This window comes from Arthrobacter globiformis (assembly GCF_046536215.2).
In the GTDB taxonomy this organism is placed as follows: Bacteria; Actinomycetota; Actinomycetes; order Actinomycetales; family Micrococcaceae; genus Arthrobacter; species Arthrobacter globiformis_E.
Genome location: NZ_CM143421.1, coordinates 2,198,757 through 2,221,335, shown reverse-complemented (window position 1 = coordinate 2,221,335; position 22,579 = coordinate 2,198,757). Strand labels below are relative to the sequence as shown.

Here is a 22,579-nt window from a genome sequence, read left to right as displayed (position 1 = left end):
CCTAGCTGCGGACCAGGGCCAGCACGCGGTCGCGCACGCGCTCCATCGTGGCCCGGTCCGTGGCCTCGGCGTTCAGCCGCAGGTACGGTTCGGTGTTGGAGGGGCGCAGGTTGAACCAGAAACTGCCGTCGGCGGCCGTGAAGGTGCTGCCGTCCAGGTGGTCCACCGCCACGTCCTCGGTCTCGAAGTCGGCCCGGACGCGCTCCACGGCGCCGGCCTTGTCCTCGATTTCGGAGTTGATTTCGCCGGAGGAAACGTACGGTTCGTACTCCCGGCCGAGCTCGGAAAGCGGGCCGTCCTGTTCGCCGAGGGCGGCCAGCACGTGCATGGCGGCAAGCATTCCGGTGTCCGCGTTCCAGAAGTCACGGAAGTAGAAGTGGGCCGAGTGCTCACCGCCGAAGATGGCGCCTTCCTCTGCCATGACGGCCTTGATGAAGGAGTGGCCAACCCGGGTGCGCACGGCACGTCCGCCGTCTTCGGCTACGAGTTCGGGCACCGCACGGGAGGTCAGGAGGTTGTGGATGATGGTCGGCGTGGCCTCGCCCTGCGCCTTCGCGCGGGCGATTTCGCGGCGGGCCACCATGCCGGTGATGGCCGACGGCGAGACCGCCTCGCCCTTTTCGTCGATGACGAAGCAACGGTCGGCGTCGCCGTCGAACGCCAGGCCGATGTCCGCGCCGTGCTCGACGACGGCGGCCTGCAGGTCTCGCAGGTTTTCCGGCTCCAGGGGGTTGGCCGGGTGGTTCGGGAAGGAGCCGTCCAGTTCGAAGTAGAGCGGAACGATGTCGAACGGCAGCTTGGGCAGCAGCGTGTCGCCCAGGACGGCCGGCGTGGTCAGTCCGGCCATGCCGTTACCGGCGTCCACCACGACCTTGAGCGGGCGCGAGCCGGAGAGGTCCACGAGCGTGCGCAGGTATTCGGCGTAGTCCTTCAGCACGTCCCGGACGCCGATCTGGCCCTGGGTTTCGGCAGCAGGGATGGAGCCCGTGTTCAGGTACTGCTCGGCGAGTGCCTGGATCTCCTTGAGGCCCGTCTCCGACGAGATGGGGACGGCGCCGGCCTTGGCCATCTTGATGCCGTTGTATTCGGCGGGGTTGTGGCTGGCGGTGAACGTCGCGCCGGCGGCGTTCAGGGCGCCGCAGGCGTAGTACAGCTCGTCCGTGGAGATGAGGTCCAGCAGCTGGACGTTGGCTCCGCGGGTGGCGGCGCCGCTGGCGAACGCCTTGCTGAACTCGGGGGAGGAGGGGCGCATGTCACCGCCGACCAGGACCGTCTGTCCCTCCAGGCCAAGTACGTCAACGAACGCTGCGCCTACGGCCTCGACGATTTCAGCGGTGATGGATTCGCCCACGATGCCGCGGACGTCATACGCCTTGAACGAGGCCGAAAGGTCAAATGTACGGGTCTGGTCGCTAGTCACGGCACTTATCTTACGGGCACGCGCGCGGCGGCCTGTGAAGGGGGAGTCACAGAGTTGTGTGGCGGCGGGTTGTCCACATAGCGGGCGCCCGGGGTTTGGTGTGTCAGAGGCGGCTGGGATACTGAATCAATGGCAAATAACCAGCACGCTCCTGTCCTTGCTTCTGCCCCCGGCCCCTCCGGTACCGGTGCCGGAAGTGAAGAGGGAACGCTCAACGGGACGCGCGGCCAGGCCCTGTCGGTGCTGCGCGAGCTGGTGGGCCGGCCGGAGGCCGACTTCCACGACGGCCAGTTCGAGGCCATCGAGGCACTGGTCGACGGCGGCCGCCGGACACTCGTGGTGCAGCGGACTGGCTGGGGAAAATCGGCCGTTTACTTCGTGGCGTCGTTGCTGCTCCGGCGGCGCGGGGCCGGACCCACGCTGATCGTGTCGCCGCTGCTGGCCCTGATGCGGGACCAGGTGGCCGCTGCCGCCCGGGCGGGTGTCCGGGCCGTGGCCATCAACTCCGCCAACCAGCTGGAGTGGGACGCGGTGCGGGAACAGCTTGCCGCAGACCAGGTGGATGTCCTGCTGGTGTCCCCCGAGCGGCTCACCAACCCCTCGTTCCGGGAGAACCAGTTGCCCGAACTTATCCGGCGGACGGGCCTGCTGGTGATCGACGAGGCCCACTGTATCTCCGACTGGGGCCACGACTTCCGGCCCGACTACCGGCGCATCGCACACCTCATTTCGGAACTGCCAGACACCGTGCCTGTGCTGGCCACCACAGCCACCGCCAACTCCCGGGTGGTCCACGACATCGAGGAACAGCTCGGCGACGGCGTGCTCACCATCAGGGGCGCGCTCGGCCGGGAATCGCTGCGGCTCGGTGTCCTGGCGCTGCCCGATTCGCGCGAGCGGCTGGGCTGGCTGCTCACACACCTGGCCGATCTGCAGGGCAGCGGGATCATCTACACCCTGACGGTCTCCGCCGCCGAGGATACCGCCAGGCTGCTCGCGGAGGCGGGTCACGAGGTGCTGGCATACACGGGCCGCACCGACCCCGCCGACCGCGAGCGGGCGGAGCAGCTTCTCAAGGACAACCAGGTCAAGGCGCTCGTGGCCACGTCGGCGCTGGGGATGGGCTTCGACAAGCCGGACCTCGGCTTCGTGGTGCACCTGGGCGCACCGTCGTCTCCGGTGGCCTATTACCAGCAGGTGGGCAGGGCAGGCCGTGGCGCCGCCAACGCCGACGTCCTGCTCCTGCCCGGGTCCGAGGACCGCGAAATCTGGCAGTACTTTGCCACGGCTTCCATGCCTTCCGAGGAGAAGGCCACTGCCGTGCTGACCGCCCTGGCAGAGGCGGGCTCGGCGGTGTCCACGGTAGCTCTGGAAGCCCGGGTGGACCTGCGCCGGACGCCTCTGGAACTACTGCTGAAGGTACTCGCCGTGGACGGGGCGGTGGAACGCGTCGGCGGCGGCTGGCGCTCCACCGGCATGCCGTGGACGTACGACGCCGAACGGTACCGCCGCATCGCGGAGGCCCGGGTGGACGAGCAAGACTCCATGGTCATCTACCAGGACACGGCCGGATGCCGGATGGAATACATCACCTCCGTCCTGGATGACGAGACCGCCGCCGCCTGCGGCCGGTGCGACAACTGCGCCGGCCGGTGGTTCCCGTCAGAGGTCGCCGCCACAGCCACGGAGGCTGCCGGGCAAACCCTCAGCCGCGCGGGCATCGTGCTGGAGTCCCGGCTCCAGTGGCCGAGCGGAATGGACCGCCTGGGAGTGCCGGTGAAGGGCAAGATCAAGCCCGACGAAAATACGGCGGACGGCCGGGTCCTCGCCAGGCTGACGGATCTGGGCTGGGGCGGGGCGCTGCGCGAACTTTTCGCGGCCGGGGCTCCGGACCGCGCCGTCGATCCCGGCATGCTGCAGGCCTGTGTCCAGGTGCTGCGTGAATGGGGCGCCGGTGACTCCCGGATTCCCGGCTGGAGCGGCGCAGGCAGGCCGGCCGCGATTGTCAGCATGCCCTCGCGCAGCAGGCCCGAACTCGTGGATTCCCTCGCCCGGGGCATTTCCCAGATCGGCCGCATTCCGTACATCGGCCAGCTGCAGCTCGAACACGGCGGGCCCACCGGCGGGCGCGGCGGCAACAGCGCCTACCGGCTGGCCGGCGTGTGGGACCGCCTCGTGGTGGGGGAACAGTTGGCCGCAGAGCTCGCAGGCATGGGCGGCGGCCGCGTGATGCTCATCGACGACCTCGTGGACAGCCGGTGGACCGTCACCGTCGCCGGACGCGCCCTTAGGCGGGCCGGCGCGGGCGCGGTGCTTCCGCTGGCGCTGGCCCAGGCCGGCTGACCTCGGCTCCCGCGTGCCGGTGCAGCATCAGGCTGTCAACGGTGCTGAGGAGCATCAGCACCGCAATCGACACGAACGCGCCGCGGTAGGCAGCCACGCCGCCGCCGTCCGGTCCGGCTGACAGGATGCCGCCAAGCCCGGACGAGAGCAGCGAATCCGATTCGAAGAGGCGCAGCAACAGGGCGCCCACTGCGATTCCGGCCCCGGTGGCCAGCTGCACCAGCGTCGCGGAGACGGCGTTGGCTGACGTCAGCTGGGCCGGCACGATGTCTGCGTACTGGACAGATGCATAGGCGGAAAAGCCGATGGACCGGAACGCCCCGCTGCACACGAGGAGCGCGAACACCAGCGGTTCCGGTGTGTCCGGGGTCAGCAACGCGCAGAGGGCAAAGGTGGCGGCCGAGGCCAGAGACGCGAACACCAGCACCGGCTTGAACCCGAAGCGCCTGATCAGCGGCGTCGTGGTGGGCTTGATGCCGATGTTCCCGACAAACACGGCGGCCACCATGATGCCTGCGTGCAGGGGGCTCCAGCCGAAGCCGTTCTGGAACATCAGCGGCAGCAGGAACGGCACAGCGCTGATGGTCAGCCGGTAGATGAAGCCGCCCGAGTTGGTGGCCCGGAACGTGCGGGTTCCAAATACCGTCAGGTCAAACAGCGGGTGGGCCGCGCGGCGCATCCAGAGGACCGCCGCGGCCAGTGCGAGGACCCCGGCCAGAATGCTCGGCCAGGTCCAAATACCGCCCGGGTGGCCGCTGGCCAGTTCCAGGCCCGCCACCAGCGCCCCCACACCCGCCGTCGTGAGGGCAAGCCCCAGCCAGTCCAGCCGGCGGCTCCGGTCGCCGGGAACGGCGGGAACCAGGCGCAGGGCGGCCAGGAAGGCTGCGGCACCGAGGGGCAGGTTGATCAGGAAGATCCAGTGCCAGGACAGGTAGGTTGTCAGGGCGCCGCCCACAAGCGGTGCCAGGACCGGAGCCAGCAGCCCGGGCCAGACGAGATAGGCCGTGGCGCGCAGCAGATCCGACTTTGGCGTCCCGCGAAGCACCAGCAGCGTCCCCACCGGCACCATCATCGCGCCGCCCAGGCCCTGCAGGACCCGGCTGACCGTCAGGACCGTGAGGTCCTGACTGGCAGCGCACAGCAGGGACGCCACGGTGAAGACGGCGATGGCCAGGCAGAAAATCCGCCGGGCCCCGAGCCGCTCCGCCAGCCAGCCGCTCAGCGGGATGCCCATGGCCACCGTCATCAGGTAGGCGGTCATGGTGATGTTCACGCTGGCCGACGGCACGCCAAAGTCGCCGGCGATGCTCGGGATGGCGGTGGTCAGGACCGTCCCGTCGAGGAACTCCATGAAGAACGTGGCTGCCACAAGCAGGGCCAACCTGGGACTCCAGGCCTCGTTGGCGGAAAGCTTGTTCATGGAGTCATCCTGCCACCGGAAAGCGCTTTATCGCCTTGAGCGTCCGGTACGCGGACGGCCGGGGGCCAAACGAAGGGGGTCGCGGGGCCTGAGGGATTTCGGGGTCCGGGAACGCAAAAGGCCCCGGTCCGAGGACCGGGGCCAAACGCGGAGACGGGGGGATTTGAACCCCCGGTCGAGTTTAACCCCGACCCTTCATTAGCAGTGAAGTCCATTCGGCCGCTCTGGCACGTCTCCAATTGCTATTACTAGCCCACCAAGGATACGCAGAACCGGCCATCCAGTGCAAAACGGCCGACGCAGCCCGCCTAAAACGCGCCAACACCCGCAAACCGCCGGAGTTTTTGTCCAGATAATGGGGCCTCGGGCGCTCCTAACTCGCGATATCTGGACAAAAACTCCAAGAGGGTGGCGGCAACGTCCCGAAGGTGCCCGCGGGCAGCGCGCGCTGAGCGGCCGGTCAGGCCGTGCCCTCTGCCAGCGCCTTCCACAGGAAATGCTGGCTGCGGCCCTGGAGCGCGGCTGCCTGCCGGTTGTCCGAGGCTCCCGCGTGCCCGCCTTCGAGGGCTTCGTGGAACCAGACGTTGGGGATGCCCATGGCCAGCATGCGCGCGGCCATCTTCCGGGCCTGCACGGGGCCCACCCGGTCGTCGGACGTCGCCGTCCAGATGAACGTTTCCGGGTACTCCACGCCGTCTTTCAGCTGGTGGTACGGCGAGAAGGTCTTCATGAACTCCCAGTGCTCGGGGAGGTCGGGGTCCCCGTACTCGGCAATCCACGAATGGCCCGCCGACAGCTTCGTGTACCGGCGCATGTCCAGCAGCGGCACCCCGCAGGACACGGCACCGAACAGTTCGGGGTACCGCGTCAGCATGTTGCCCACCAGCAGGCCGCCGTTGGAACCGCCCACGCAGCCGAGCCGTTCCCTGCTGGTGACCCCCCGCGAGATCAGGTCCCGGGCCACCGCCGCGAAATCCTCGTACGCGCGGTGCCGGTTCTCCTGCAGCGCGGCCCGGTGCCACGAGGGACCGTACTCGCCGCCGCCGCGGATATTGGCCACCACGTACACGCCGCCCCGGCTGTGCCCCTCCGGAAGGCCGTCGCCCGGAACCGGGGCAGTGCGCCGTTCCAGCCACGCCCGGCCGATGGTGCCGCTGTACGCCGGCGTGCGCGAAACCTCGAAGCCCCCGTAGCCGGAAAGCTGCGTGGGGTTCTGCCCGTCCAGCACCAGGCCGCGCGCCGCCACCTGGAAGTACGGCACCTTCGTGCCGTCCGCAGAAACCGCGAAGTGCTGCTGCACCTCATACTCCGCTTCGTTGAAGAACGACGGCGACGCCTTGACTTCCGCATGGCTGCTTACCACGCCTGCCGCGGCAGTTCCGCCGGAAGCTTCGCCGGCGGCCGTGCCGCCGTCGGCGGTGCCGTGCGTTAGCGGCCCGCGGGTCAGGGTGCCTCGGGTCAGGGTGCTCGGCGTCGTGAAGCCGGTGGCCACGAGCCAGAAGTCGTCCCCGGCCCCGCCGTCCGCACCGGCCCCGCCTTCCGCCTCGTCCTCGTCGTCCACCGCGAAGGCATTGACATCGTGCAGCGGCGGGCAGGCGTCCAGCAGCGAGGACCGCCATGAGTCGGCGGGATCCAGCACCCGGATTTCCGAGGACACGTCCTTGAGCAGGTTCAGCAGCAGGAAGTTGCGGGTCCAGCTCCAGGACTGCAGCGACGTGTGCGCGTCCGGGGCGAAGAGGACCGTCAGCTCGCGCTCGCCGGCCAGGTACGCCCGGAAGTCGGCGGCGATCAGGGAACCGGCCGCGTACGTGGTGCCGTCCACCGTCCAGTCGCGCTGCGGCCTGAACAGCAGCCATTCCCGGTGGACGCCGGTGTTCACGTCGGTGGGCACGTCCACCGGCACCCAGTCACCGTCCTGCAGGACGGACGTGCGGCGGTTGAAGAAGTCGATCCAGTCCACCGCGAACGTCCGCTCGAAGCCGGGTGTGGAGTCGTGGGCCACGATCGCCATCATGTGGTCCTCGGGGATCTCGAAGATGCGCGGCGCATCGGCCAGGGCCTGGCCCCGGTGCAACCGCACGGCGGTGCGGGCGTACGAGGACGCCGTGCGCGGGAGATCCTCCGCGGTGCTGGCGACCAGCAGCGTGTCCGCATCGAGCCACGAGACGTTGCCCTTCGCCGTCGGGAGGTCAAAACCTTCAGCGGCAGGGTCAACGAAGGCGCGGGTCTCGACGTCGAATTCGCGGTAGCGGTTGGCGTCGCCGCCGTCGGGGGAGAGCGCCACCATCGCGCGCCGGTACGGCTGCCCGGGTTCGGGCCGGAGCAGGTTTGCCCCGTGAAAGACCCATTCCACGCCGTCGGCGGCCGCCAGGGCATCCACGTCAAGCAGCACGTCCCACTCCGGGGCGTCGCTGCAGTAGCTCTCCCAGCTGGTCCGGCGCCACAGACCCTTGGGGTTCTCCCGGTCCTTCCAGAAGTTGTAGTACCACTCGCCGTGCTTGCTCACCATGGCGATCTTGTCCGTTGAGTCCAGCACCTCGAGGATCTCGCCCTCCAGCCGCGCGTAGTCGGCGTCCTCCAGCAGGTCCTCCGTGCGGGCATTCTGCTCGCGGACCCAGGCCAGCTGTTCCTCGCCGTAGATGTCCTCCAGCCAGATGTTCTCGTCAGTGGGCGCGGGCGCGGTTTCCGGAGGAACGGCGCCGGACGCGGGGGCAGAGTCAGCTGCAGTGGTGGTCATGCGCCCATCCAAACAACATCCCCGCTCAGCTAGCAAGTCACATGCCGATACTCTGGAAGGCGTGGTTATTTCGCAGAGCATCCGGACGGCGCTGATTGGCGCCGGTCCGAGGGGTACCAGCGTGCTGGAGCGGCTGCTCGCCAACTGGTCCGCCGCCCGCCCTGCCGGAGCCCGCCTGCACATCGACGTCATCGACCCGTTTCCCGCCGGTCCCGGCCACGTCTGGCAGCCCGGCCAGTCCCGTCTCTACCTGATGAACACACAGTCGTTTTACCCCACGCTGGTTCCCGAAGACACAGGCCTGGCCGCGCCGGTAGCAGGCACCACCTTCGACCGCTGGCGGAAAGCTCAGCAGCACAGCCCCCTGCCGGAGCTGTCCGACGACGAGCGGGCAGAGCTCGCCGTGCTGGGATCCGGCGACTTCCCCAGCCGCGCCATCTACGGCCTCTACCTGCGGTCCACCCTCGAGGAGCTGCTCGCCGCGCTGCCCGACGGCGTCACCATCGAGATGCACCAGACGACGGCCACCGCCGCGCGCCGGCGGCCGGACGGAAAGTTCGACGTCGAACTGGAGGGCGGTGAATCGAACGACGGCGGGACCCTCACCGTCGATTCCGTGGTCCTCGCGCTCGGCCACCTGGCGTCCCGCCTCAGCCCGGAACAGCGCGAACTGCAGGCAGCCGCCGCCCAACTGGGCCTGCGCTACCTCCCGCCGGCTGTTCCGGCCGACGTCGACTGGGGCTTGGTTCCGGCCCAGGAACCGGTGCTGGTGCGCGGAATGGGCCTGAACTTCTTCGACGTGATGGGCCAGCTCACGGAGGGCCGTGGCGGGAAGTTCGTGGAGGCCGGGGACCGTCTGGAGTACCTTCCCTCGGGCCAGGAACCGGTGATCTTCGCCGCGTCCCGGCGCGGCACCCCGTACCGGTCCAAGGCCAGCCTCGAAGGGTACTACCCGGCGTCGGTAACGCTCCGCTACTTCACCGGCAAGGCGCTGCAGAGGTTCACGGCGGCCGGGATTGTGCCGGCCTTCGACCACGATCTCTGGCCGCTCCTGCACCGGGACGCGCTCTGGGCCTACTACACGACCCTGGTGCGTTCGCAGCCGGACGCCGTGCAGGACCATGCCGCGTTCCTCAAGGAACTGGACGAGGCGTTGCACCCGCATGCCCACAGCACCGGCCGCTGGGAAGAGGGATTTAACGCCGTCGTCGGCCGGCATGTCCATCAGGGCAGCAGGCTGGACCTGCGCGGGCTTGCCGCCCCGCTGTCCGGGCGGACCTTCGCTTCGCGCTCTGAGCTGGATGCCGCCGTCGTCGATTACCTCGACGACGATGCCCGCCGCTCCGCGCTCGGCGAGGACGACCCCGTCAAGATGGCCATCGGTGCCCTGCACCACGGCCGTGCCGTGCTGAAGTCGGTGGTGGCCGACGGCGGTATCACCGATGAGTCATGGGTCGCCGGCCTGCGTGGCTGGTTTGAGTCGCTGGTGGAGGGCCTCGCCAGCGGCCCTCCCGCGCTGCGCGCCGAGCAGCTGGCGGCACTGGCGCGCGCCGGAATTGTCAGCTTCGTGGGCCCTGACCCCAAGTTCGGTGTGGCCCGCGGGAAGAGGACCTTCACCGCTGCCTCGCCGTGGGTCCGGGGCGGTGCCGCGGAAGCACGCACACTGGTGGAGGCACTGGCGCCGGCCAACAGGGTGGCCCTCAACGAGTCCCGGCTACTGGAACAGCTCCTCGCCGACGGACTCGTCCGGCCGCGGACCATGATGACCGTGGAAGGCACGCCGGTGCAGTCCTCCGGGCTCGACGTCCGCCCGCACCCGTACCGGCCGGTGGCTGCGAACGGCGAGGTCACCGAAGGGATGTACGTGCTGGGGCTTCAGCTCTCGGCCACGCAGTGGGGGACGGCCATCGCCGCCGAAGCCGCGCAGCAGGCCGGGCCCGTCTACCCCAGCGGGCAGCGCACGCTCCGCGACGCCGACGAGATCGCCCGCGCCATCCTCGGCCTCACCCCAAACCCTCTCGCAGCTCCTGCCGCATAGCCCCAAACCCTCTCGCAGCTCCTGCCGCTTAACCCCAAACGCTCTCGCAGCTCCTGCCGGAACGCCACCCCCACGCGAGCACAAAGAATGCCGGCCGGCAGCTCCCACGGGGAAGCTGCCGGCCGGCACTTGTTCAGCGGAGTCCCTACAGGGCGCCCTGTCCGCCGGTCCCGGCGTCGGCCGCGTTACCCTGGCCGGTGTCGGTGATGAGCTTGAACCTCGCCCCGGTGGGGTCCGTCAGCGTGGCCATGCGGCCGTAGGGTGTGTCGTCCGGGCCGTCGACGAGGGTCGCGCCCAGGCTGACGGCCTTGTCAACGGCGGCGTCGGCGTTCTCGACGGCGAAATAGACAACCCAGTTGGAGGGGACTTCAGCGGGAAGGTCGTTCGAGGCGTCGTAAATTCCGGCCTTGGCATCCCGCCCGGAGCCGAGGGTGGTGTAGCGGAATTCGGGGGTGTCGGACATGACGTCGGTGTTCCAGCCGAACACCTCCTGGTAGAACTTCACCGCGGCGGCGTAGTCCTTGGTGTGCAGCTCGTGCCAGGCCGGGGCGCCCGGCTCGCCAACAAGTTCGTAACCGCGCATCTCCCGCGGCTGCCACACACCAATCGTGGCGCCGGAGACATCACCGAAGAACGCCATGTGGCCCTGCTCGGGGACGTCCATGGGTTCCATGTACACCTGGCCGCCGTTTGCGGAGACCGCCGCAGCCGTGGCGGCGGCGTCGTCGGACCACAGGTAGGTGGACCACATGTCCGGCATGCCTGCCTGGTCCGCCTGCTTCTGCATGATGCCGGCGACGGTCTTGCCGTCCTTCTGGGCGGTGATGTAGCCGCCGTATTTTTCCTGGTCTCCGGTCTGGAAGTCCCAGCCGAACAGTTCGCCATAGAACTGTTTCGCCTGGTTGGCATCGGTGGTCATGAGGTCGACCCAGCAGGGGGCGCCGGGAGTGGGTTCGGGCGTAGGCATATTCTGCTCCTGGTGTGGTTTGCGGGATATCCCCGCAGGTCATGGAGGTGCTACGGACAGAACCGACACTATGCCGGGGGTGTGACAGTTTCAATGGGGAGCGGGGCGCTCAGCGCTGGTCCGAGAATGACGTGGCCGGCTCCTGGTCGTCGTCCGCCTCGATCCACTCGATGAAGTCCTTCAGCGACATGCACCAGTAGTAGTCCGAGTACCGCAGGCTCTGCTTGTCAGCCTTGCTCATGACCTCGACCCCCACATGCAACGGTGGATGCGGAAGCTCCATCCTGCGGTGGCAGGAAAGCGCTGATTCAAGTGAACGCCTTCCGGCAGCGCCGCGCATGCGTGGCGCGTACTCGAATTCTGCAGGGCAGGTACTCGGAATACCTGATTTTCGGGCCCCGGTCCGCACCCCTACTTGCCCGTAAATTTGCGCACTACTTGCCCACGCAAAAGGCCGGCCGGACCAATCTTTCGATTGGCCCCGCCGGCCTTCAAAATGGCCGCCAATTCGGTGCTTTCGCACGGCGCCGGCCCCTGCGCGGAAGGTAAGAGATTCGAACTCTTGGTACGGGGTTACCGCACACTGGTTTTCAAGACCAGCTCCTTCGGCCGCTCGGACAACCTTCCCTAACTAGTAGTGTTTCATAGGCAGTTGGCTGCAACAAAAACCACCGCGTGGCAGTTGTCGCCGGTGCACAGTATTTTTGGGGCAGGAATCAGCTAGAAATCGGGAGTTCGCCATGAAAGCCGTCTTTATCTCGGAGCCCGGCGGGCCGGAAGTGCTGGAAATCCGCGAGGTGCCCGCTCCCGAGCCGGGCCAGGGCGAGGTCCTCATCGATGTGGTGGCCGCGGGCCTGAACCGCGCCGACGTCCAGCAGAGGCGGGGCTACTACCCGCCCCCGCCGGGTGCTTCGGAGATACCCGGCCTGGAGGTTTCCGGCCGAATCGCGGGCTTCGGCCCCGGCGTCACCAAGCCGTTTTCCATCGGGGACAAGGTGGTGGCGCTGCTGTCCGGCGGCGGCTACGCGCAGCAGGTCGCGGTGCCATCGGAGCAGGTGCTGAGGATTCCCGACGGCGTCGACCTGGTTACCGCTGCGGCCCTGCCTGAGGTAGCGGCCACCGTGTACTCAAACCTGGTGATGACCGCGCAGCTGCAGCCGGGGGAGACGGTCCTGATCCATGGGGCCACGGGCGGCATCGGCACCATGGCCATCCAGCTGGCCAAGGCCCTGGGCGCCACCGTGGCCACCACCGCGGGCACAGACGAAAAAGTCAGCACAGCCAAGGCCTTCCTTGGCGCCGACATCGCTATCAACTATGCCGAGGAAGACTTCGCCGAGAGCCTTCGCGCCCAGAACGGGGGCAAGGGCGCCGACGTCATCCTGGACGTCGTGGGCGCCAAGTACCTGCAGAAGAACGTCGACGCCCTGGCGGATTACGGCCGGCTCGTCGTCATCGGGCTGCAGGGCGGCGCCAAGGGCGAACTGGACCTCGGTCAGCTGCTGCGCAAGCGTGCAGCCGTCGTGGCCACGGCGCTTCGGCCGCGCCCGGCTGCGGAGAAGGGCGTCATCATGACGGCGGTCCGGGACTCCGTCTGGCCCCTAGTCGCTGACGGACGGATCCACCCGCTGGTGGCCAAGACCTTCCCGCTGGACCAGGCCAGGGCGGCCCACAAGTACTTCGACTCCGGCGAGCACGTGGGCAAGATCCTGCTGGTGATGTGACGCCCTAAAACGCCGGTAGATACTCAGTATTGCCAAGCGCAAACACTCAGGCTAGGCTCTGGACATACGCGGTATGCACACGTCTTGGGGGCGTGTGCATGCCGCCGACTTCCAGCCAAGGAGCCAGATGTCCATCCGCCACAGCCTCCTCGCCCTCCTGCAGGACCGGCCGCGTTACGGCTACCAGCTCAGGGTCGAATTCGAAGACCGCACCGGTTCCACCTGGCCGCTGAACATCGGGCAGGTCTACACCACCCTCGACCGGCTGGAACGTGACGGCCTGGTCAGCAACGACGGCGGCGACGGCGAAGGCCACGTCGTGTACAGCATCACCGATGCCGGCAGGGCCGAGGTCCAGGGCTGGTTTGCGACCCCGGTGGAACGCAGCAATCCGCCGCGCAACGAGCTCGCCATCAAACTGGCGCTCGCCGTCACCCTGCCCGGGGTGGACGTGGCAGCCATCATCCAGGCCCAGCGCGCCGCGTCCATGCGCGCTTTGCAGGACTACACGAAGTCCCGGCGGGACACCGCGGCCAACCAGCGGGCGGCTGACACGGCCTGGCTGCTGGTACTGGATTCGCTGATCTTCCAGACGGAAGCCGAAATCCGCTGGCTGGACCTGTGCGAGGCCCGGATGGTGCAGCTTGCGCAGGCCTCCGGGACCCGCAGCCAGGCACGCAAAAACGGGGTTACCGCGGAAGAGGCTGCCCCGCTCACAGCGGAGAACGGCCGGTGAGCGTGCAGGGGCCGCAGCAGGTCCTCGAACTCGCCAAGGTCAGCAGGACGTTCGGGCAGGGGGCGATGGCGGTCGCCGCCCTGCGGGAGGTTGACCTGACCGTCAACGCCGGGGAGTTCGTCGCGGTGATGGGGCCGTCCGGATCCGGAAAATCATCCCTGCTGGCGCTGGCAGGCGGACTGGACCGGCCGACGTCGGGCGGTGTCTTTGTGGAGTCAACGCCCCTGGCGGGGCTGGGACTGAACGCGCTGGCACGGCTCCGCCGCCGTGCCGTGGGCTACGTCTTCCAGGACTTCAACCTGGTTCCGACGCTGTCGGCTGCGGAAAATGTCGCACTGCCGCTCGAACTCGACGGCGTGCCGGCGCGGAAAGCGCACCGGCAGGCACTGGACGCCCTGCGGCAGGTGGGAATTCCCGAGCTGGGGCACCGGTTCATGGATGAGATGTCCGGCGGACAGCAGCAGCGCGTGGCCATCGCACGCGCCATCGTGGGGAGCCGCCGGCTGATCCTCGCCGACGAACCCACCGGCGCGCTGGATTCCACCACGGGGCACGGCGTGATGGAGGTGCTCCGCTCCCGGGCCGACGCCGGTGCCGCCGTCATGCTGGTCACGCACGAGGCCCGCCATGCCGCGTGGGCGGACCGCGTGGTGTTCATCCGCGACGGCCGGATCGTGGACGAGGCAGCCGCCATGCACGATCCCGCAGTTCTCCTGGCGCCGGCCGGCTGAGATGGCCCTTGACGTTGCCCCCGTGCCGCACGGCCGCTGGCACAGTTTCCGCCTTGCCCTCCGGATGGCGCGCCGGGACATCAGCCGGCACCGCGGCCGCTCCCTGCTGATCATCCTCCTGATCCTGCTGCCCGTCGGCGGCATGACCGGCGCCGCGGCACTGGCGCAAAGCATGCAGGAGACGCCGGCGGAACGGGTGCAGTACCAGCTGGGCAGCACGCAGGCGCGGTTCCGGAGCATGCATGCCTCCAACGCCGAGACGGTGCAGGATCCGGTGCTTGAGACGGCAACCATGTCGCGGAACTTCACCGTCGATCCGGACTTCACGCCGCGGAATCCGCGGGATGCCATTCCCGCCGGCTACGAGGTCCTCACCGAAACGCAGCTGACGCTCACCGTCCGCGCCGGTGCGTCCCAGACCGGTGCATCTCATGGCGGCGCGTCCGACGTCCCGGTGATGGCCAAGGCCGTCGACGCCCTCAATCCGGCCTTCACCGGCAAATACACGCTTCTGGACGGCCGGCCCGCGACCGCCCGCGACGAGATCCTCGTCTCACCCGGAGCGCTGGAACGCTTCGGGATCCGCCTCGGGGACAGGCTCACGACGGCGGACGGCACTTACGCCGTGGTCGGCACCCTCCGGGATGCCACCTACTCGGACGGCAACCCCCTCCTGTTCCTCAAGCCCGGCCAGGCGGCAATGAGCAGCCCGGCTGCCCAGGGGAATCCGCTCGGCGAAACGATGTACTACCTCGTGGGGTCAAAACCCGTGACGTGGGACCAGATCCGTGAGCTGAACGGGTCCGGCATTGCCGTGCTGTCCCGTGCCGTGGCACTCGACCCGCCGGTGCCTTCAGGCGCTGCCGCGGGCTCCAGGCACATGGACGCCGCCGGCTATGTTACCGGCGTGCTGATCGGGACCCTTGCCCTGCTCGAGGTGGGGCTCCTGGCGGGCGCGGCCTTTGCCGTGGGCGCCAAGCGTCAGGTCCGCGAGCTCGCCCTGCTGGCCGCCAACGGCGCCGAAGCACCCACGGTCCGGGCGGTGGTGACCGCCGCCGGACTGTGGCTTGGGACCATCGCGGTCCTAGCAGGCGCCGCGCTGGGCGCCGGCGGGGCCGCCGCCGTCGTGGCGGTGGCCAGACACCTCGGCTCGGTCCGCTTTCCCGGCTTCCACCTGGACATCCTGCCCACCGTCGCAGCCATGGTGATGGGCCTGCTGGCATGTTTCCTGGCCGCGGTGGTTCCTGCCCGGCAGGTGGCGCGGCAGGCGGTGCTCGGCGCCCTGAAGTCCGGCCGCGCACCGGCAGTTTCGAGGCCGTGGCCGGCGCGGGTGGGTGCCCTGCTGCTGGCCGTGGCCATCGCCTGCCTCGCCGCGGGGAGAACCCTGGGCATGACTGGTGACCTGGACGCCGTCGCGGCCCGTATCCCGCTGGTCGCGGCCTTGCTCACCGGCGGCGCGGTCGTTGCGGTGGCGGCCCTCGTGCTGCTCACCGGGACGTTCGTGAAAATCCTGACCGCACGTACGGCCTGGCTGCCGCTGCCGCTGCGAATGGCCGCCCGCGACTCGGCCAGGAACCGGAGCCGCACCGTGCCCGCCGTGGCGGCAGTCCTCGCCGCCGCTACGCTGGCCAGTGCCGCGATGGTCCTCTCTGCCAGCCAGATGGCTGAGGCGAAGCGCACCCACATGTGGGCTGCGCAGGAAAACCAGGTCTCGCTGCCCCTGGAAACGGCGCCGGTCCAAGCACCGGGGGCGGCGCCCGCCCCGGACATTGACCCGGCCGCCGTGGCCGCGGCACTGCAGCGGGAACTGAGCACCGTGCAGTGGACGCAGGTCCTGAAGGGCCCGGTCCTGAGCAAATGCAATATGGCGGCGCCCGCCGACGGTTCCCGCCCCGTGCACAACGGCGATATGGACTGCAGGCAATACCAGCTTGCCGTGCCGGCAGGCCACGAGTGCCCTGCAACGCCGCAGGGCCGGGTCCTGGACGGGCAGGACTGGCGGTGCAACGGATCAATGTTCCCCGCCGGGGTGTCCGGCCAGCTTCCGCAGCTCGTGGTCGGTGGAGTGGACGAGTTGCGGGCACTGCTGGGCCGGGAACCCAGCCCTGCCGCGGCGGACGCCTTGAACAGCGGGGGAATGGTGGTCAGCAACCCGGTCTTCGAGAAGGACGGAAAAACCACCCTGCAGTCCTTTGATGTCCGCCAGTCCGTTCCCGGCCCCGGTTCAGTCGCTGCCCGCAATCCGCTGAACAACACGCAGCTGCCGGCAGTCGTGGACGCGCCGGAGGTACCTGTCCCGTTCTACGGCGTGCTTTCCCCGGAGACCGCGTCCAGGTTGGGCATCCACGTCGGCAACTCCGTGCTGCTCGCCCAGCTGTCCGCCTACCCGGAAGCCGCTGAACAGGACAGGGCGTCGGCGGCACTGGCGCAGGTCTACCGGATCCAGGCCTTGGGCTTCTATGTCGAGCCGGGAGCAGACAGATCGGGGTCCGAACTGCTGTGGCTGATCGTTGGCACGGCCGCCCTCATCACGCTCAGCGCGGCCGGCATCACCACGGGCCTGGCGCTCGCCGATGCGCGGGCAGACCACATGACGCTGGCCGGGGTTGGTGCGCCGCCGCGCCTGCGGAAGGCGCTCGCCGGAGCGCAGTCGCTCATGACGGCGTCCCTCGGCACCTCGCTGGGAGTTGCCGCCGGCGTGGTGCCGGCAGTCCTGCTCATCGGGGCCACCCGGATGTTCGCAGAGTCCGTGGTTCCCTGGATGCCGCTGCTGGCGCTGCTCGTTGCCGTGCCGCTGACCGGCAGCGCACTGGCGTGGGTCTTCGCCCGTGCCCGCCTGCCGGTGTCCAGGCGGAGTCCCGGCACCTGAGAGCTGCATCTGGGAAGGTGCGGACGGTCCCGGCAGCTTACCGCTCACCGCGGCATCGGGACCGCTCGTCGATTCCTCCCGCAGCACCGGGCACAAGGCCGCGGCTCAGGCCGTACCCGCTGGTAAGGTGCCCGTGGCACACTCCGTGCCAGCTGGGAATCTCAAGGAGGAGACATGGGCACCACGCCTGAGGACGGGACCCGAACGGCGGACGGGGAACTGAATTCCGCCGCCGACGAAGCGCTGCCTGCCGCGTCCGTTGATGACGCGGTCCGCGACGCCGAGGAGCGCAGATGGACCCCCGCAAAGATCGCCCTCTGGGTAGCCATCGCACTCCTGGGCGGCGTGGCCTGGTTCATGCTGGCCATCGTCCGGGGCGAAACCGTCAACGCCATCTGGTTTGTGTTTGCCTCGGTGTGCACCTACCTGATCGGCTACCGCTTTTACTCGAAGGTCATCGAGCGCTATCTGCTCAAGCCGGATGACCGCCGTGCCACACCGGCTGAATACAAGGCCGACGGCAAGGACTACGTCCGCACGGACCGCAACGTCCTCTTCGGCCACCACTTCGCCGCCATCGCCGGAGCCGGCCCGCTCGTGGGGCCCGTCATCGCCGCCCAGATGGGCTACCTCCCCGGCACCATCTGGATCATCATCGGCGTCGTCCTTGCCGGTGCGGTCCAGGACTACCTGGTCATGTTCTTCTCCATGCGCCGCGGCGGGCGTTCCCTCGGCCAGATGGCGCGTGAGGAACTCGGCGTCATCGGCGGCACCGCCGCCCTGGTGGCCACCCTGCTGATCATGGTGATCATCGTCGCGATCCTGGCGCTCGTCGTGGTGAACGCCCTGGGGGAGAGCCCGTGGGGCGTGTTCTCCGTGGGGATGACCATCCCGATCGCGCTGTTCATGGGCGTGTACCTGCGGTACCTGCGTCCGGGCAAGGTCATGGAGGTGTCCGTCATCGGGTTCGTGCTGCTCATGGCGGCCATCATCGGCGGCGGCGCCGTGGCAGGCACCGAATGGGGTGCGGCGTTCTTCCACCTGGACAAGGTCACCATCGCGTGGGGCCTCATCGTCTACGGCTTCATCGCTGCCATCCTGCCCGTGTGGCTCCTGCTCGCACCGCGTGACTACCTCTCCACGTTCATGAAGATCGGCGTGATCGCGATGCTCGCCGTGGCCATCATCGTGGTGCGCCCCGAAATCACCGTCCCCGCGTTCAGCGAGTTCGCCGGCCGCGAGAACGGTCCCGTCTTCTCCGGCGCCCTGTTCCCGTTCCTGTTCGTGACCATCGCCTGCGGCGCGCTGTCCGGCTTCCACGCCCTGATTTCCTCCGGCACCACGCCGAAGCTCATCGAGAAGGAGCGGCAGACCCGCTTCATCGGCTACGGCGGCATGCTGATGGAATCCTTCGTGGCCATCATGGCCCTCGTCGCGGCCATTTCGATCGACCGCGGGATCTACTTCGCCATGAACGCCCCCGCGGCGCTGACCGGCGGAACCGTGGAGACGGCGGCCCAGTGGGTCAACAGCCTCGGCCTGGCCGGCGTCAACATCACCCCCGACGTCCTGGCGCAGACCGCCTCGAACGTGGGCGAGGAAAGCATCGTCTCGCGCTCCGGCGGGGCGCCCACCCTGGCCGTGGGGCTGGCCCACATCATGCAGCAGTTCATCGGCGGGACCGGCATGATGGCCTTCTGGTACCACTTCGCCATCATGTTCGAGGCACTGTTCATCCTCACCGCGGTCGACGCCGGAACGCGGGTTGCGAGGTTCATGCTGCAGGACTCGATCGGGAACTTTGCCCCGAAGTTCAAGGAGGCGTCCTGGCGGCCGGGGGCGTGGCTGTGCACGGCCATCATGGTGGGCGCCTGGGGCGCGGTGCTGCTGATGGGCGTCACCGACCCGCTGGGCGGCATCAACACCCTGTTCCCGCTGTTCGGCATCGCCAACCAGCTGCTGGCGGCGATCGCCCTGGCCGTCTGCATGGCCATCGCGGCGAGGCGCGGTTCCTTCAGGTACCTGTGGATTGTTGCCGTGCCGCTGGCCTTCACGGCCGTCGTCACCGTCACGGCGAGCATCCACAAGATTTTCTCCTCCGTTCCGGCGGTGGGGTACTTCGCCAACAACGCGGCGTTCAGCAAGGCGCTGGCCGACGGGAAGACCTCCTTCGGCACGGCCAAGACCACCGCGGCCATGGAAGCGGTGGTCCGCAACACCATGATCCAGGGCTGGCTGTCCGTCATCTTCGTCGTCCTGAGCATCATCGTCATCGTCACGGCCGTGGTGGCCACCGTGAAGGCCTTCCGGAACACGGCGGCGGGGATCCCCAACGTCAACAACGAGGACCGGCCCCGTCCCTCGCGGACCTTCGCGCCTGCCGGGCTGATCCCCACCGCCGCCGAGCGCGAGCTCATGGCGGAGTGGAACAACCTGCCCGCTGACCTGCGCGTTGAGCGGGCGGGACATCACTGATGTCTGCCGCACCCGGACCGGCCGGCCTGCTGCATCCGGTGGTGCAGGCCTTCCGTGGCTTCTCGCGGTACCTGCAGGGGGTCATGGGGGCTGACGCCTACCGGAAATACCTGGAGCACCATGTGGCGGCCGGCCACGGCACGCCGCCCATGGACGAACGGGCGTTCTGGCGGGACCGGACCGACCGCCAGGACACCAACCCGCAGGGAAGGTGCTGCTGACCATGGCTGTTTTGCCGGCCGGATTCGCCGTCCGCAGGATCGGGCCGGTGGATGCCGGCGCGCTCGTCGCGCTGGCTGCCTCGGACAATCTCTTTGACGAGGACCCGGGCACCGCGCCGTCGGGGGAGTTAAACCCCGACGGCGCCAGGGACTTTCTCGCGGACCCTTCCGTTCTGTTCTGGCTGGCGGAGGCCGGGGGACAGACCGTGGGTTTCCTGCACTGCTGCGTCCAGCGGCGCCGGACGCCAGGCCCCTGGGCCGAGCTGCTGCTGATGGAGATGGGAACCCATGCCCAGTGGCGCCGCCGGGGCATCGGCCGGGCGCTGATTGCCGAGATGGAGGCCTGGATGCGGAGCAACGGTGTGGCGGAGGTGTGGGTTCCGGCCAACACCTACGCGGTCGGCTTCTACCGCAAATGCGGTTTCGCTACGGACGAAGGCGAAATCCTGGTCAAGGAGCTTCATTGACTGGACTCCGCATTCCGGGCCCGTGAGAGTATGAACGCATGAGCGATCCCGAAGACACTCAACCCACTCAGACGGCGGATGACGAGGTGCCAGTGGAGGGCACCACCCTGGATGCCGGGCCTGCCCAGGATGCGTCCGCTGACCGCCCGGCCGAGGCGGAAAAGGCCAAGACGAGCCTGCAGGATCTCGTGGATGAGCCGGCCAAAGTGATGCGGATCGGCACCATGATCCGTCAGCTGCTGGAAGAGGTGAAGTCGGCGCCCCTGGATGACGCCGCGCGGGGCCGCCTGGCGGAGATCCACGAGCGCTCCATCAAGGAGCTTGAGGACGGCCTGGCGCCGGAACTGGTGCAGGAACTGGAACGGCTCAGCCTGCCCTTCCCGGACAACGCCACCCCCTCGGACGCCGAACTGAGGATCGCCCAGGCCCAGCTGGTGGGCTGGCTGGAGGGCCTGTTCCACGGCATCCAGACGGCGATTGCCGCCCAGCACGCAGCCCGGGAACACACCTTGGCCCAGATGCAGCTCCGCCAGCTTCCGCCGGGCACAGTCATCGCGCCCGGCGTCGTCATCGGTGAAAACGGCGAGCCGCAGCGAGCCAAGGCACCCCAGCCCGGCGCTGACCCGCTGCACCCGGGCCGCAAGGAAGACTCAGACCACGGCCCCGGCCAGTATCTGTAGGCCCCTTTGGGATTTTTCACGGCCGCCCGGCAAGGGCGGAAAGACGACGCCGAACTTGGCAAGGGCTTATGGCGCCGCGCCCACGACCGGTTCCACCGCGGCCTGGACCGGTACCACCAGGTGCTTGAGGGCGTGGAGGACGAGCAGCTCTATGCAGAGCTGGTGGAGATAGCCAACCAGCTGGCCGGCCTCTCCGGACGCGTCCGGGAGATCTGCGTTGAGGCGCAGCGCCGCTCGCCCAGCGATGGTCTGGATATTCCGCACAGCCTGTCCGGTGTTCACCGCTCGCTCTCCAAAGCGGGCAACTCGCTGGCCGCCACGGCCGAGGCGGCCGCGATGCTGCGGCTTGCCGTGGGGCCCGTGCCCGTTGGCGCGGCCTCTGTCTGGCGGCGGGCGGAGACTGTATTTGAGCAGGTGGCCGACGCCGAGCGGCGCCTGTCGGAGTCCTGAGCGGCGGCACCCTCCCGAGGCTGAAATATTCCCCGGGACGCCCCGTTACGCGGCTAGCTTAGCTTCGTCATATTCGGTGCGATTCACGTTTGATTGTTGGCAGGATGGACAGATGACTTCTTCACCAACACTGACTTTCAATGACGGCAACACCATTCCCCAGCTCGGCTACGGGGTGTGGCAGGTAGAAGACGACGTAGCCGAGAAGGTTGTCTTCCAGGCGTTCCAGGCCGGGTTCCGCCACATCGACACCGCCAAGATCTACGGCAACGAATCCGGCGTGGGCCGGGCGATTGCCAGCTCCGGGCTGTCGGCGGAGGAAATCTTCATCACCACCAAGCTGTGGAACGCCGACCAGGGCTACGAATCAACGCTTGCCGCGTTCGAGGAGTCCCTGGAGCGCCTGGGCCTTGAAACCCTGGACCTCTACCTGATCCACTGGCTCCAGCCGAAGCAGGACAAGTACGTGGACACCTGGAAGGCGCTGATCGAGCTTCAGAAGCGCGGCAAGGTCAAGTCCATCGGCGTTTCCAACTTCACCGTCGAGGGCCTGCAGCGGATCATCGACGAGACCGGCGTGGTTCCCGCCATCAACCAGGTGGAACTGCACCCCTACTTCAGCCAGTCGGAACTGCGGGAGTTCAACGCTTCCCAGGGCATCCTGACCCAGGCCTGGTCTCCGCTGGGCCAGGGCGGGGAGCTCCTGGCGGACCCGGTTATTGCGGGCATCGCGCAGAAGCACGACGCCACTCCGGCGCAGGTGGTCATTGCATGGCACCTCGCCATCGGCAACGTCGTCATCCCCAAGTCCGTCACCGAGTCCAGGATCCGTGAGAACTTTGACGCCCTGAACGTCACGCTGGATGCCGGGGACGTTGAAGCCATCAACGGACTGGACCGCACCGCCGAAGGAAGCGGCAGGATCGGCCCGGACCCGGCCGTCTCCGACTTCGCCTGATAGCCAGGCAACCGCCGAGAGGCCCCGCTCCGTCCGCCAACGCGGATGGGCGGGGCCTCTCCGCGTTGTTCGGGCCGTGCTAGGTTGTCCGGGCCATGCTAGCTAGGTCGTTCGAGCCCTGCTAGGTTGTTCGGCCCGTAGGGGTAGCCTTTTGCAGGGTCAGGCCGCGAGCTGTTCCTGCTGGACGGCGACGGCGTCGACGATGGCCCAGCTGTCCTCGCCGGTGATGCTGCGGCTGGCGAAGCGCTCTGCCGCCGCCACGGTATCGAAGACCTCGGTGCGGATCCGGCCGCACTCGGCGTCGAAGTACGTTACGTGGAATTCCTGATTATTTTCCATGGCT

At 68.4% G+C, this 22,579-nt stretch carries 18 protein-coding genes and 2 tRNA genes; 12 read left to right on the top strand and 8 right to left on the bottom strand.

Features of this window, described 5'->3' with window-relative positions:
- Position 1 precedes the first annotated feature (1 nt).
- Entirely contained in the window at positions 2–1,420 is a 1,419-nt protein-coding gene (locus R5O87_RS09890) for a phosphomannomutase/phosphoglucomutase (protein WP_410555143.1), read from the bottom strand.
- A gap of 129 nt (positions 1,421–1,549) precedes the next feature.
- Here R5O87_RS09890 and R5O87_RS09885 point away from each other — a divergent pair, with 129 nt between their 5' ends.
- Positions 1,550–3,763: a RecQ family ATP-dependent DNA helicase gene (locus R5O87_RS09885; RefSeq protein ID WP_410555142.1), complete on the top strand. Its 2,214-nt coding sequence runs from the start codon at positions 1,550–1,552 to the stop codon at positions 3,761–3,763.
- Here the strand turns inward: R5O87_RS09885 and R5O87_RS09880 are convergent.
- The 3 genes from R5O87_RS09880 to R5O87_RS09870 form a co-directional block, all read right to left on the bottom strand.
- Positions 3,708–5,183 (bottom strand): MFS transporter, encoded by a 1,476-nt coding sequence (locus R5O87_RS09880; protein WP_410555141.1) that lies wholly within the window; start codon positions 5,181–5,183, stop codon positions 3,708–3,710. The genes R5O87_RS09885 and R5O87_RS09880 overlap by 56 nt on opposite strands.
- A gap of 148 nt (positions 5,184–5,331) precedes the next feature.
- Positions 5,332–5,420: transfer RNA gene (locus tag R5O87_RS09875), tRNA-Ser, on the bottom strand.
- Between the two features lie 223 nt (positions 5,421–5,643).
- Positions 5,644–7,920 (bottom strand): prolyl oligopeptidase family serine peptidase, encoded by a 2,277-nt coding sequence (locus R5O87_RS09870; protein WP_410555140.1) that lies wholly within the window; start codon positions 7,918–7,920, stop codon positions 5,644–5,646.
- A gap of 61 nt (positions 7,921–7,981) precedes the next feature.
- On the opposite strand from R5O87_RS09870, the gene R5O87_RS09865 reads away from it, so the two are divergent.
- Entirely contained in the window at positions 7,982–9,958 is a 1,977-nt protein-coding gene (locus tag R5O87_RS09865) for an FAD/NAD(P)-binding protein (RefSeq protein WP_410555139.1), read from the top strand.
- 145 nt (positions 9,959–10,103) lie between these two features.
- Here the strand turns inward: R5O87_RS09865 and R5O87_RS09860 are convergent, their stop codons facing one another.
- From R5O87_RS09860 to R5O87_RS09850, 3 genes are all read right to left on the bottom strand, one after another.
- A complete protein-coding gene (locus R5O87_RS09860; RefSeq protein ID WP_410555138.1) occupies positions 10,104–10,925 on the bottom strand; it encodes a VOC family protein in 822 nt (273 codons plus the stop codon).
- A gap of 109 nt (positions 10,926–11,034) precedes the next feature.
- A complete protein-coding gene (locus R5O87_RS09855) occupies positions 11,035–11,166 on the bottom strand; it encodes a hypothetical protein (protein ID WP_410555137.1) in 132 nt (43 codons plus the stop codon).
- A gap of 298 nt (positions 11,167–11,464) precedes the next feature.
- A tRNA-Ser gene (locus R5O87_RS09850) sits at positions 11,465–11,552 on the bottom strand.
- Between the two features lie 113 nt (positions 11,553–11,665).
- Here R5O87_RS09850 and R5O87_RS09845 point away from each other — a divergent pair.
- The 10 genes from R5O87_RS09845 (at position 11,666) to R5O87_RS09800 (ending at position 22,236) form a co-directional block, all read left to right on the top strand.
- Positions 11,666–12,649: an NAD(P)H-quinone oxidoreductase gene (locus R5O87_RS09845; protein ID WP_410555136.1), complete on the top strand. Its 984-nt coding sequence runs from the start codon at positions 11,666–11,668 to the stop codon at positions 12,647–12,649.
- A gap of 127 nt (positions 12,650–12,776) precedes the next feature.
- A complete protein-coding gene (locus tag R5O87_RS09840) occupies positions 12,777–13,385 on the top strand; it encodes a PadR family transcriptional regulator (protein ID WP_410555135.1) in 609 nt (202 codons plus the stop codon).
- Complete coding sequence (locus R5O87_RS09835; protein ID WP_410555134.1) at positions 13,382–14,116, top strand: ABC transporter ATP-binding protein; 735 nt, start codon at positions 13,382–13,384, stop codon at positions 14,114–14,116. Before R5O87_RS09840 ends, R5O87_RS09835 begins: the two co-directional genes overlap by 4 nt.
- A gap of 1 nt (position 14,117) precedes the next feature.
- Positions 14,118–16,985 carry an FtsX-like permease family protein gene (locus R5O87_RS09830; RefSeq protein ID WP_410555133.1) on the top strand — a complete coding sequence of 956 codons (2,868 nt, stop codon included), beginning with the start codon at positions 14,118–14,120 and terminating at the stop codon, positions 16,983–16,985.
- Between the two features lie 174 nt (positions 16,986–17,159).
- Positions 17,160–19,460 (top strand): carbon starvation CstA family protein, encoded by a 2,301-nt coding sequence (locus tag R5O87_RS09825; protein ID WP_410555132.1) that lies wholly within the window; start codon positions 17,160–17,162, stop codon positions 19,458–19,460.
- The gene (locus tag R5O87_RS09820) at positions 19,460–19,681 is read left to right on the top strand and encodes a YbdD/YjiX family protein (RefSeq protein WP_410555131.1); all 222 of its coding nucleotides are present in this window, start codon (positions 19,460–19,462) and stop codon (positions 19,679–19,681) included. Before R5O87_RS09825 ends, R5O87_RS09820 begins: the two co-directional genes overlap by 1 nt.
- A 2-nt stretch (positions 19,682–19,683) precedes the next feature.
- Complete coding sequence (locus R5O87_RS09815) at positions 19,684–20,148, top strand: GNAT family N-acetyltransferase (RefSeq protein ID WP_410555130.1); 465 nt, start codon at positions 19,684–19,686, stop codon at positions 20,146–20,148.
- Between the two features lie 38 nt (positions 20,149–20,186).
- Positions 20,187–20,828: a bacterial proteasome activator family protein gene (locus R5O87_RS09810; RefSeq protein ID WP_410555129.1), complete on the top strand. Its 642-nt coding sequence runs from the start codon at positions 20,187–20,189 to the stop codon at positions 20,826–20,828.
- A 6-nt stretch (positions 20,829–20,834) separates the two neighbouring features.
- Positions 20,835–21,278, top strand: a complete 444-nt coding sequence (locus tag R5O87_RS09805) for a hypothetical protein (RefSeq protein WP_410555128.1) — start codon at positions 20,835–20,837, stop codon at positions 21,276–21,278.
- 112 nt (positions 21,279–21,390) lie between these two features.
- The gene (locus tag R5O87_RS09800) at positions 21,391–22,236 is read left to right on the top strand and encodes an aldo/keto reductase (protein ID WP_410555127.1); all 846 of its coding nucleotides are present in this window, start codon (positions 21,391–21,393) and stop codon (positions 22,234–22,236) included.
- 159 nt (positions 22,237–22,395) lie between these two features.
- Here the strand turns inward: R5O87_RS09800 and R5O87_RS09795 are convergent, their stop codons facing one another.
- Entirely contained in the window at positions 22,396–22,575 is a 180-nt protein-coding gene (locus tag R5O87_RS09795; RefSeq protein ID WP_410555126.1) for a hypothetical protein, read from the bottom strand.
- Positions 22,576–22,579 lie beyond the last annotated feature (4 nt).